This is a genomic window from Gluconacetobacter diazotrophicus PA1 5 (assembly GCF_000067045.1).
Classification (GTDB): domain Bacteria; phylum Pseudomonadota; class Alphaproteobacteria; order Acetobacterales; family Acetobacteraceae; genus Gluconacetobacter; species Gluconacetobacter diazotrophicus.
The window spans coordinates 3,377,840-3,389,889 of record NC_010125.1 but is presented as its reverse complement, the minus strand read 5'-3'; the positions used below and the strand labels follow the sequence as shown (position 1 = coordinate 3,389,889).

The following is a 12,050-nucleotide window of genomic DNA, read 5'->3' as shown; positions in this document are numbered from 1 at the left end:
CCGGGGCATGGGTCCCTACATCTCGCGCGCGGCGACGGCGGCCAGGGTGGCGCACAGCGCCGCGGCCGCCATCATCAGCAATCCGTCCGTCACCAGCGACATGGCCGTGACGACATGGGAACCGACGACGATCTGGTGCGGAATGGTGCCGGCGACATGGGTGACGATATCGCGCGCCTGCGGGTCGGCCGAGGCCGCGCTGGTGCCGATGGCGCCGATCACGTGCGGCAGCACGCTCCAGCCCACGCCGACGATCAGCAGCAGCGGCGCCAGCAGTTCGGTGACCTGCTGCACGAAATAGAACAGGCCGTAGAACACGGCGCATACCAGCACGCGCACCAGGCGGCCCAGGGAAAAGCGGGAGGGCACGTGGCTTCGGGATGCTCCGTCATGGGACGGCGTGCCCGCGGATGGCCCCTCTTCTGGCTGAAGGAACCGGTCGGCGGCACGGCCCGGGTTGAAGCTGTCCATGACGATGGTCTCCGGCAACGGATACACGGCGCGCCCGGTGTGTCGGGTACGCATCCCTGCCGGAGGTAGCCGTCGCTTGTATTAAATGCAATCTTCGGTGAATAGAGAACCGGGAGGGCGGCGCCGCAACGGCGGCCGCCGGGACCGGTGCGCCGAGTGGGGGCAGCAGAGCCGCGGTGCCAAGGGAAACGATATCACGCGATACGATATCAGGGGCCGTCGTCGTCTTCCGTCTGGCGGGCGGCAGCTATGCCCTGCCGGTGCCCGCGGTGCGGGAATGCGTGCCGATGCCGGCCCTGTCGCGCCCGCCGGGAACCCCGGCGCCGGTGCTGGGCTATTTTCGCCTGGGCGGCGAACGCGTGGTGGCCATCGACCTGGCGGTGCTGCTGGGGCTGCGCCCCTGGGCGGCGCCGGATGAGGCCGTGATGCTGTATCGCCCGCTGCTGCTGTGCGGCCAGGCCGGCGGCACGCGCGTGGCCTTCATGGTCGACAGCGTGCTGGACGTCCGCCCGCAGGCCGGGCCGGCATCGGCCCTGCCCGCCGACGGGGCGCCCGCCGGGGACTGGCTGGTGGGGGAAATTGAACTGGATGGGGGCATGACCGCGTTGCTGATGGACCCGGACCGGCTGCTGATCGAGCGGGAACGGCAGCGGATCGGCCATCTGGCGTCCGCCCGGGACCAGCGGGCCGCGCTGTGGGGGGACGGCGATGTCTGAATGCGGGATGGCGGAACGGCGGCATATCCTGGAACGGCTGGCCGGGTGGATCGTCGCGCGCACCGGGCTGCATTACTACGCCGACAAGATGGATCTGCTGGACATGATCCTGACCCGCCGGATGGAAGCCTGCCACTGCGCCCGCCCGATGGAATACCTGGCCCTGCTGTCCGGCCCCGGAACGGGCGATGTCGAATGGCGGGCGCTGGAATCGGCGGTGACGATCGGCGAGACGTTCTTCTTCCGCTATGCCGAACAGTTCCACGCGCTGGAACGGACCATCCTGCCCGACCTGATCACCCGCCTGCGCCCGCTGCGGACCATGCGGATCTGGAGCGTCGGCTGTTCCAACGGGGCCGAGCCCTATTCGCTGGCCATCCTGCTGCGCCGCCTGCTGCGGGCGCGGGGCGAGCCCGACTGGACCATCGACATCCTGGGCACGGACATCAGCGTCCAGGCGCTGGACCGGGCGCGGGCGGCGGAATACGGGGCCTGGTCGCTGCGCGATGTCGGGCGGGCCGAACGGTCGCAATGGTTCCGTCCGACCGAATGCGGCCGGCACTGGGTGCTGCGCGACGCCTATCGCCGCATGGTGCGCTTCGAATACGGGAACATCATGGACCTGCCGGCGGGCGGCGGCCCGGCGGGGCCGTTCGACCTGATCCTGTGCCGGAACGTGCTGATCTATTTCCAGGCCGCGCAGGCGGTGGACCTGGTCCGGGCGCTGGCCGGGCGCCTGTCGCCGCCGGGCTGGCTGCTGCTGGGCCATTCCGACCCGGTTTCGGAATGCGGCGCGTTCCTGGAAACCGTGACGTTTCCCGGGACGGTCGCCTTTCGTCCCCGGGACTGCCGGGCCGGGCCGGCCCGGCCGCCCCGGCGGACGGCCGCCGCCTCGTCCCTTTTTTCGCCTGCCGTGCCGCTGCCCGGCCGCCCTGTCCGCCAGCCGCCCCCTGCGGGCCCCGGCAAGGGCCGGGACGTGCCGGCCGAGGCCGGCGTCGCGGCGGCCGGGGTGCGCGACCTGGCGGACAGCGGCGCGGTGGAGCAGGCGTTGGGCCTGTGCCGGGCGGCGCTGGCCCGACACCCGCTGGATATCGGGCTGAATTTCCTGTCCGGCGTGCTGGCCGATGATGCCGGCGCGGCCGAGCGGGGATTCCGCCGCACCATCTACCTGGATCGCGAGCATGTCATGGCGCATGTCCATCTGGCGCGGTTGCTGCGCGACGGCGGGCAGGCCGGCGAGGGGCGTCGCCTGCTGCGCCAGGCCCGGACGCTGCTGCAGCGCCAGCCGCCCGACAGCCCTCTGCCCGAGGGCGGCGGCCTGACGGCGGGCGGCCTGCTGCGGCTGATCCGGCCGGACGGGACGGAACGCGCCGATGACATGGTGGCCGACGGGCCGTGGCTGATGCGGGGTGTGTTCTGACCCGGCGCGACGGCATGCGGCAGGATGCGGACGATCCGTCCGGCCGCGCCGGGCGCTATGCGCGGCGGGTTATGGAGGAACGGGCCCGCCTGCTGGCCGCGCGCGGCCGGCAGGACGAGGGCCATGCCGGCGTGGTGCGCCGGCCGGCGGTCATCCTGGAGGTCGGGGACCAGGGATACGCGATCGACCTGCGGCATGTGCTGCGCATGACCGAGCCGGCATGGAGCGCCATGCCCATGCGCCCCGACTGCCCGGCCGGGGTGCGGGGCGTCTATGGCTATGTCGGCAATCTGTATACAGTCTTCGATCTTTCGGTCCTGCTGGGCGGGGCCATGATGCAGGCGCCGGACCATGCGCCGGGGGCCATGGTGCTGCTGCGGCCCGTGGCCGGCCTGTCGGTCACGCGCGTGGCGGTGCTGGCGGAACGTACGACGGGGGTGATGGACGTGACGGATATCTCGTCTGCCGGGGGCGCCGCCGGGCCGCCGGCCGCGCACCCCATGGCCGCCCTGCCGGACGGGCGGGTGGTGGCCGCGCTCGATCCCGCCCGCCTGCTCGCCACGCGTCATTTCGGAGTCTGACCTGCCGTGACTATCGCCAATCGTCTTCTGTTCGGGTTCATGGTCGGCGTCATGCTGATGGTGTCCATCGGCGTCTATGCGCTGGGGCAGATCCGCAATGTGCGCGACGAAATGACGGTGATCGTGACCCGCGACCTGTCCGTCTATCGCCAGTTGAACCATCTGCGCGCGCTGGAAAACGACCTGGTGGCGCGGCGCCTGTCGATCCTGTCGCATTACTATGCCCGCGACTACGACAAGGACCGCACCGCGCTGGACGGCGCGATCGCGGACTGGGGCGGGGTGGAGCGCCAGGCCGAGGACACGCTGGTCCAGGCCCTGACCGCCGCCAGCCAGGCGGATGACGAGGCCCGGGTGGACGCGCGGCGCGCCATGTTCGCCACCATCTCGTCGCGCCTGCGCCAGGCGCTGGACCAGGTGCGGCAGAACGGGCAGTCGGCGTCCGACCTGTTCGGGGCGATCCGGCGCGGGGACGACGCGGCGGTGCGGCAGCAAGCGGCGCGGTCGGACAGCCGCGACCAGGCCGTCGACCAGTTGGTGGCCGAGGCCGCGACGACGCTGGACGGCGGCGTGCAGGCCGGCGAGAGCCAGAGCGGCGCGCTGTACGAATTCAGCCGGCGGTCACTGACGCTGGGGCTGGCGGTGGCGGTCATCGTGGCGCTGATCGTCACGTTCTGGACCCGGCGGTCGATCCTGGCCCCGCTGGCATCATTGATGCGGGTGATGGAACTGGTCGGCCAGGGGGACCTGTCGACCCGTGTCAACGTCAACGGGTCGGGCGTCGGGCGGGACGAGTTCGAACGCCTGGCCACCGGGCTGAACCGGATGATCGACGGCCTGCGCGAGATCGCGCAGCAGAGCCGCGAGGCCACGCGCAACCTGGACGCGGCGGTGGCGGACATCCGCGCATCCGCCCAGCAGCAGGCGGCCAGCGTCGAGGAGCAGTTCGCCGCCGTGCAGGAAACGGCGGCGACCGTGGACCAGATCACCCATTCCGGGGCGCAGATCAGCAAGCGCGCGCGCGAGGTGATCTCGTCGGCCGAAGTCATCGTCCATTCTTCCGCCAGCGGGCTGGAAGCGGTCGAGGAAACCGCGCGGGCGATGGACCGCACGCAGGAAGGCGCCGAGGCCGTGGCCTCGAACATCGTCGCCCTGTCGGAACGCACCGACGCGATCAGCGAGATTATCACCGCGGTCAACGACCTGTCGGAACGGTCGCACCTGCTGGCGCTGAACGCCGCGATCGAGGCCGCCGCGGCGGGCGAGCACGGACGCTCCTTCGCGGTGGTGGCGGCGGAAATGAAGATCCTGGCCGACCAGTCGCGCGACGCCACGCAGCATGTGCGGTCGATCCTGGGGGACATCCAGCGCGGCATCAACACGTCGGTCATGCTGACCGAGGAATCGGTCAAGCGCGTGTCGGCGGGCAAGGAACGCACCGACATCGCCTATCGCACGATCGAGCGCATGACCGGCGGGATCGAGGAAGGAGTGCATGCCTTCCAGCAGATCGTCGCCTCGACCAACCAGCAGCAGATCGGGATCGAACAGGTCATGACCGCGTTGCAGAGCATCCGCCAGGCCAGCCAGCAGACGGCGGCGGGCACGCGCAACCTGGAGGCCTCGGCCAGCAACCTGGGCAGCCTGTCGCACCAGCTTCTGGCCATTTCCGCGCGCTACCGGACCTGACGGCCGGCCGTGGAGGCGCTGCGACAGGAACTGCTGGCGGTCTTCGACGCCGAATACCGCGACCATCTGCGCGTGGTGCGCGACATCCTGGCCGCCGGCCCGATGGATTCGCGCGCGATCGGCGAGGTGTTCCGCCGTGTCCATTCGCTGAAGGGCGCGGCGCGGGTCGTCGAGCGGACCGATATCGAGACGATCGCCCATACGCTGGAAAGCCGGCTGTTCCGGCTGCTGGACGCGGCGGAAACCGTGACGCCCGAGGACCTGGCCGCGATCGGCGAGGCGATGGACCGGATCGATTCCTGCATGCAGGACGCGTCCGACGGGTCGGATGACGCGGACCCTTTCCCCACCCCCCAGCCCGTTCCGCCGGCACCCCTGTCGCGCGACGACGGGGCGGAGAGCTATGTCCAGGTTCCGGTCTCGCGCCTCGATGCCCTGGTCAGCGTGATGCATGACGTGCTGGGGGCGTCGGCGCGCCAGGAACGGCTGTGGGCCGAACTGGAGGATCTGACGGCGGCGGCGACCCGCCGGGCGGGCCCCGCCGGCGCCGTCGCGGTCGATCCGGCGGCGGAACTGGCGCGGCTGACGCGCGCCCTGTCGGCGCTGGCGCGCGAGCGGGGGCGGATCGCCGGCCAGGTCGATCGCGCCATGCTGCGCCTGGACGAGGAGGTCCGGGCGGTGACGCTGGTCCCGGCCGGGACGGTGTTCGGGTCGCTGGCCGGCATGGTGCGGCAGATCGCGCGCGAACACGGCACGGGTGAGGTGATGGTGCGGCTGGCCGGCATGGACGTACGCGCCGACCGCCGCGTCATGCAGGCCCTGCGCGACCCGGTGATCCATCTGCTGCGCAACGCCATCGTCCATGGCCAGGAAGACCCCGCCCGGCGGCAGGAGGCCGGCAAGCCCGCGGTGCCGGTCCTGACCCTGTCGGTGCGGATGGTGGGCGTGCGCCTGCTGGTGTCGGTGGCCGATGACGGGCGCGGCCCGGACCTGGAGGCCATCGCCGCGCGCGCCGTGCGGCAGGGGCTGATGGCGCCGGACGATCCGCCGGTGCCCGAGACCCTGCTGGCGCTGGTGTTCGCCCCCGGCTTTTCCACCCGGGGCGAGGCCGACCGCCTGTCCGGCCGGGGCATGGGGCTGTCGGTGGTGGCCGAGGCCGCGCGGACCCTGCACGGGTCGGTGCGGATGGAAATCGGCAGTCCGTGGGGCACGGTGGTGACGATGGCCGTCCCGGTGTCGCAGCGCCAGCGCACCATCCTGATGGTCGAGGTCGGGGACATGACCATCGGCGTGCCCGGCCGGGTGATCGAACGGCTGGTGCGCGTCCGGCAGGGCGACATTCGCGTGGTCGACGGCCGGACCTATTTTCCGCTGAATGCCCGGCGCGATCCCCAAACCGACGCGGCCCTGGTGCCCCTGGTGCCGCTGGCGGCCTTCCTGGGCCGGCCGGACGCGGGGCTGCCGGTGCATGACGGCGCCCGGGAAGGGCAGGAGGGCGCGCTGTCGGTGGTGCTGGTGGCCATGGACGGCGTGCGCTGCGGCTTCGCCGTGGACCAGATGTGCGAGGTCCGGATCCTGCAGATCTCGGATGCCGAGGCCGTGGGGCTGGACAGCGCGCTGGTGCCGGGGGTGAGCTGGCCGCGCGGCGACCGGCCGGTCTTCGTCCTCAGCCCCGACACGCTGCTGGATCGATGGCGCAAGGCGGGCGCGACCGGCGGGCATCTGGGCGGGGCCCCGGGGGACGGCCCCGGGGATAGCCCGGGCGGCGGCACGGCCGGCGGCAACGCCGCGTCGCGGCGGACGCCGACGGTGCTGGTCGTTGACGATTCGATTACCACACGGACTCTCCAGAAGACGATCCTGCAGACCCATGGCTATGATGTCGTGCTGGCGACCGACGGGGTCGAGGCGTTGTCGATGCTGCACCGGTCGTCGCACCGCATCGATGTGATCGTGACGGACGTGGAGATGCCCCGGATGGACGGATTCGCCCTGCTGGACGCGGTCAGGTCCGATCCGCGCCTGTCTTCCATTCCCGTGGTCCTGATGACCTCGCGGAACGAGGAAGCCGACATCCGCCGGGGGCTGGAGGGCGGGGCGCGCGCCTATATCACCAAGCAGGGGTTCGAGCAGGGGGACCTGCTGGACACCATCCGGGGGGTGCTGTGACCGGAAGTGCCGTGACCGGGGGGCGCGCGTCGCGCCCGGCCCGCGTGCTGGTGGTCGAGGATTCCGCCGTGGTCCGCCATGTGCTGGTCCGGCTGATCCGCGACGACCCGCGCCTGGAACTGGCCGATTCGGTCGAAACCGCGGAGGAAGCCCTGCGCCTGGTGCCGCGCCTGCGCCCCGACGTGATTTCGATGGATGTGCGCCTGCCCGGCATGGACGGGCTGGAGGCCACGCGGCGGATCATGGCGGAATGCCCGACGCCGATCGTGATCGTCAGCGACGCCTCGGCCGATCCGGCGTTGCAGGTTTCGATGAACGCCCTGCGCGCCGGGGCGCTTTCGGTGGTCGAGAAGCCGGCCGGCTGGCCGGTCGGTGCCGCCGGCGGCACCGCGATCGCGACGCAGCTTTATATCATGAGCCAGGTCCCGGTGATCCGGCAGCGGCTGTCGCACGGCCCGGCGGCAGCCGCTGCCGCCACCCTGCCGCTGCCCCGCCTGCGCCCGCGCATGGTCGGCATGGCGGCATCGACCGGCGGGCCGCAGGCATTGTCGCACATCATGGGGGCGCTGCCGGCGACGTTCCCGTGGCCGATCCTGCTGGTCCAGCATATGGGGGCGGGCTTCATGGAAGGATTCGCGGCCTGGCTGGGCACGCAGACGAAACTGTCGGTCAGCGTCGCGCGGCCGGGCGAGGCGCTGCGGCCCGGCCACGTGCATGTCGCCCCCGCCGACACCCACCTGATGCTGGGATGCGGCGATGAGATCCGCCTGTCGAACGTGCCCCCGCTGGGCGGGCAGCGGCCGTCGGCAAACGCGCTGTTCGCGTCCCTGGCGCGGGAAGGCGCCGGGGCGATCGGCATCCTGCTGACCGGCATGGGCGAGGACGGGGCGACGGGGCTGAAGGAGGTGCGGCGGGCCGGCGGCTATACGATCGCCGAGGATCGCAGCACGTCCATCGTTCACGGCATGCCCGGCGCGGCCGAGCGGATCGGCGCGGCCTCGATCAGCCTGCCGCTGGGCCAGATCGCGCCGCACCTGGCCGCGATCGCCACGGCCACGTCCACGCTTGCGATCGCCGGGGCCGAGGCGCGGCTGCCATGACCGGCGGCGCGTCCCAGGCCGCCGCATCGCGGGCGGTCCCGCCGCAGGAGGGGCCGGCACGGCCGGCGCTGCTGCTGGTCGAGGATTCCGATACCCAGGCGCTGCGCATCCGGCGGATGCTGGAAAGCCACGGCTTCGCCGTGACCCGGGTGGCCAGCGGCGAGGCCGCGCTGGATTCCCTGGACGGGCGGATTCCCGACCTGGTGGTGGCCGATTATCACCTGCCGGGCATGAATGGCGGGCAGATGGCCCGGCAACTGCGCATGAGCGCGGTCACGCGCATGATTCCCGTCCTGATGCTGACCGAGGGCGGCGAGCCGGGGCTGGAGCGCGAGGGGCTGGAAAGCGGCGCCGATGCCTATGTGCCCAAATCGGCCGACCCGGACCTGATCGTCTTTCGCATCCGCGCGCTGCTGCGCGAGGGCGCGGGCGCGCTGCTGCGTGACGGCGCGGGGGCGCGCGACGGCATGTTCCGCCGGGCGCGTATCCTGATCGTGGGCGGCGACGGGACGCGTGACCGTGACGTGACGTCGCTGGCGGCCCTGATGCGCAGCGACGGGCACGAGGTCACGGTGGCCCACCAGCCGATGTCGATGGACCGGCAGGACTGGTTCGAAGCGGCGCGCGAACCCGACTGCGTGGTCGTGGACCTGGTGTCCGACGCCTTCGACGGCATCGCCTTCTGCCGCGAACTGGACGATGTGCGGCAGGAGGTCGTGGTGGCGGGCGGCGTGCCGCCCCGCATCCTGGGGCTGAGCGGCGGGCAGGCGCTGCGGGGCGTGTTCTCGGCCCGGGCGTTCGAGGCCGGGGTGGACGACCTGGTGGCCGACGATGTCGAGCCCGACGTGCTGGCGCTGCGCATCCGCGCGCTGGTGCGGCGCAAGCTGCTGCAGGACGAGGCGCGGCGCGTGGACCAGGAACGGCAGGCGCGCGAGATCGCGGTGGAGACCGCGCGGGCCGAGGCGGCGTCCATCGCGTCCAAGGCCTCGCTGGCCGAGGCGCTGGAACAGGCCAACGCCGAACTGGCCGATGCCAACCGCAAGCTGATCGAAACCCAGGGCAAGCTGATCCAGACCGCCAAGATGGCCTCGCTGGGCGAACTGGTGGCCGGCATCGCGCACGAGATCAACAATCCGCTGGCCTTCATCCTGGCGCACAAGGACACGGTCGCCCGCCTGCTGGCGCGGGTGATCGCGGATGAGGAACGCGATGCGGCGCCGGCGGATGCCGGGCATCATGCCGCGCTGATGAAATGCCGCGATCGCGTCGAATCGATGAACCTGGGGTTGCGGCGAATCCAGAACCTGGTGCTGAACCTGCGCAAGTTCTCGCGCCTGGAAGAAGGCCAGTTCCAGGTCATCGACGTGCCGGAGGCGCTGGAGACGGTGCTGGCGCTGCTGGGGCAGAAATTCGGCAGCGAGATCGTGGTGGAACGGGATTATCGCGCGCCCGACCGGCTGTATTGCCAGTCGGCGCTGCTCAACCAGGTGCTTATGAACATCATCAGCAACGCCGCCGACGCGATACAGTCCATGAGCGACGCGGGACCCGCGCGGGGCATGATCCGGATCGGCACCGAACTGCGCGACGGCGAGGCGGGGCGGACCTATGTCTTCACCGTGATGGATAACGGGCCGGGGATTCCGCCGGACCTGAAGGAGCGGATCTTCGAGCCGTTCTTCACCACCAAGCCGGTCGGCGCGGGCACCGGGCTGGGGCTGGCCATCGCCTATGGCGTCGTGCAGGCCCATCGCGGCACGATCTCGATCACCGATGCGCCGCGTTCGGCCGACGGGACGACCGATGGGGCCGCCGGCGGGACGGTCTTCACCGTGTCCGTGCCGTGGCAGCCGCATCTGGCGGCCATGGCCGATTCCACCGCCCTGCCGGCGGGAGAACACGCATGACCGATCGTCCCGTCGTCCTGCTGGTCGATGACGAACCGGAAATCCTGGTGGCGCTGGCCGACCTGCTGGAAGATTCGTTCACCATCCTGTCCACCACCTCGCCGGTCGAGGCGCTGGAAATCCTGGCCGGGCGCAGCGACGTCGACGTCATCGTGTCCGACCAGCGCATGCCGGAAATGGGCGGTGACGTCATGCTGGCGCGGGCGCGCACCGTCTGCGACGCGCAGGCGATCCTGCTGACCGGCTATGCCGATATCGGCGCGGTGGCGGCGGCGCTGAACCAGGGGCGCATCTCGTTCTATTCCCACAAGCCGTGGGACGGCGACGCGCTGCGCGCCATGATCGTCCAGGCGGCGCATCGCCATCGGCTGGAAGGCGAACTGCAGACCGAGCGGATGCTGCTGCGGGGGTTGCAGCAGAATCTGCGCGCGGGCCTGGCGTTCAAGGACCCGCAGGGGCGCTTCATCCGCATCAACCGCAAGGCGGCCGCCTTCTACGGGCGCGACGAGGCCGCCTGCCTGGGACAGCGGGAGGAGGATGTGTGCGACCCCGCCCAGCGTCCCGCCGTCCGTGAGGCCGAGGCCCGCCTGGCGGCCGAGGGCAAGGACGAGGAGGTGATCGCCATTCCCGCGCCGGGAGGCGGGCTGTCCTGGCGGGAATTCACCCGGGTGCAACTGGACCGCAATGCGCGCGGCGAGGCGTATTCCGTGCTGATCAACCGCGACATCACCCGCCAGAGGGAGATGGAGGCCCGGCTGCGCCAGGCGGAGAAGATGCAGGCGCTGGGCACCATGGCCGGCGGGATCGCGCATGATTTCAACAATCTGCTGACGGCGGTGATGGGCTCGCTGGAACTGGCCACGGACATGGCCGACGGGCTGGACGAACGGACGGCGCACCTGCTGGACAACGCGATGGCGGCGGCGCGGCGCGGGGCGGAACTGACGCGGCGCCTGCTGAATTTCAGCCGGCCGCGCGACCTGAGCCTGCAGCCGGTGGACGTGAACGCGCTGCTGCGCGGCATGCGCGATCTGCTGATGCAGGGCGTGACCTCGCGCCGGCGCGACGGCAGCCATGCGTCGTTCGACATCCGCATGGACAAACTGGCGCCGGACGGCGACCTGCCGCCGGCGCGCACCGATGCCGGGCAACTGGAACTGGCGCTTCTGAACCTGTGCATCAATGCCAGCGACGCCATGCCCGACGGCGGGACCATCACCCTGTCCACGCGGGTGGCGCACCTGGACGAACCGGCGGCCGAGGGCGAGCCCGCTTCGGGCGATTACGTCGTGGTGTCGGTGGCCGACCAGGGCACCGGCATGCCGCCCGAAACGGTGGCGCGGGTGTTCGAACCGTTCTTCACCACCAAGGACGTGGGACGCGGGACGGGGCTGGGGCTGTCGATGATCTACGGCTTCGTGCGGCATGTCGGCGGCGATGTCCGCGTGACCAGCGCGCCGGGGCAGGGCACGCGGGTGGATCTGTATTTCCCGGTCCATCATCGCCAGGGCGGCGCATCCGACCCCCGCGAGGCGGCGGAGCACGCGGCGGCCCCGCACGGGCTGCGGGTCCTGGTGGTCGATGACGAGGACGCGGTGCGGGCCGTGACCGCCGGCTTCCTGCGCGGAATGGGCCACCAGGCGATCGAGGCCCGGGGCGGCGAGGACGCCCTGGCGCGGATCGCCGGCATGGCGCCCGATGTCCCCGACCTGGTGGTCATGGACGTGATGATGCCCCGGATGGACGGCGAGGAAGCGGCGCGCCGGATTCGCGCGCATTATCCGGGCAGCCGCATCCTGTTCCTGACCGGCTATGCCGACGACACCATCCTGCCCGACGACGCCCTGGTGCTGCGCAAGCCCTTCACCCAGGCGGACCTGTCCCGCCATGTCAGCCGCGCGATGGCGGGCTGAAGGGGCGAATCGAGGGGGCGAACCGGCGGGGGGCGGCCTTCCGTCTTTGGCTCTTGTCCTGCGGCGGGAACGGCCTATCTCTGT

9 protein-coding genes are annotated in these 12,050 nt (G+C 71.5%); 8 read left to right on the top strand and 1 reads right to left on the bottom strand.

Translation table 11 applies throughout. The annotated features are described in order from the left end of the window. Positions 1–15 precede the first annotated feature (15 nt). Positions 16–471, bottom strand: a complete 456-nt coding sequence (locus tag GDI_RS15620) for a hypothetical protein (protein ID WP_012554736.1) — start codon at positions 469–471, stop codon at positions 16–18. Positions 472–647: 176 nt separating this feature from the next. Between GDI_RS15620 and GDI_RS15615 the strand changes: the two genes are divergently transcribed. From GDI_RS15615 to GDI_RS15580, 8 genes are read left to right on the top strand one after another with little or no spacing between them, the layout of a single operon-like run. Next, the gene (locus GDI_RS15615) at positions 648–1,187 is read left to right on the top strand and encodes a chemotaxis protein CheW (RefSeq protein ID WP_012227775.1); all 540 of its coding nucleotides are present in this window, start codon (positions 648–650) and stop codon (positions 1,185–1,187) included. Further along, on the top strand, positions 1,180–2,607 hold the full coding sequence (locus tag GDI_RS15610) for a CheR family methyltransferase (RefSeq protein ID WP_012554737.1): 1,428 nt from the start codon (positions 1,180–1,182) through the stop codon (positions 2,605–2,607). Before GDI_RS15615 ends, GDI_RS15610 begins: the two co-directional genes overlap by 8 nt. Positions 2,608–2,621: 14 nt before the next feature. After that, positions 2,622–3,188: a chemotaxis protein CheW gene (locus GDI_RS15605; protein WP_012227773.1), complete on the top strand. Its 567-nt coding sequence runs from the start codon at positions 2,622–2,624 to the stop codon at positions 3,186–3,188. A gap of 6 nt (positions 3,189–3,194) precedes the next feature. Next, entirely contained in the window at positions 3,195–4,877 is a 1,683-nt protein-coding gene (locus tag GDI_RS15600) for a methyl-accepting chemotaxis protein (protein ID WP_012227772.1), read from the top strand. Positions 4,878–4,886: 9 nt separating this feature from the next. Beyond that, positions 4,887–7,046: a hybrid sensor histidine kinase/response regulator gene (locus GDI_RS15595; RefSeq protein WP_012227771.1), complete on the top strand. Its 2,160-nt coding sequence runs from the start codon at positions 4,887–4,889 to the stop codon at positions 7,044–7,046. Beyond that, positions 7,043–8,146, top strand: a complete 1,104-nt coding sequence (locus GDI_RS15590; protein ID WP_012227770.1) for a chemotaxis protein CheB — start codon at positions 7,043–7,045, stop codon at positions 8,144–8,146. Before GDI_RS15595 ends, GDI_RS15590 begins: the two co-directional genes overlap by 4 nt. Then, on the top strand, positions 8,143–10,053 hold the full coding sequence (locus tag GDI_RS15585; protein WP_012227769.1) for a response regulator: 1,911 nt from the start codon (positions 8,143–8,145) through the stop codon (positions 10,051–10,053). Before GDI_RS15590 ends, GDI_RS15585 begins: the two co-directional genes overlap by 4 nt. Next, positions 10,050–11,966: a response regulator gene (locus GDI_RS15580; protein ID WP_041249530.1), complete on the top strand. Its 1,917-nt coding sequence runs from the start codon at positions 10,050–10,052 to the stop codon at positions 11,964–11,966. The genes GDI_RS15585 and GDI_RS15580 overlap by 4 nt, the downstream gene beginning before the upstream one ends. The last annotated feature ends 84 nt before the right edge of the window (positions 11,967–12,050 follow it).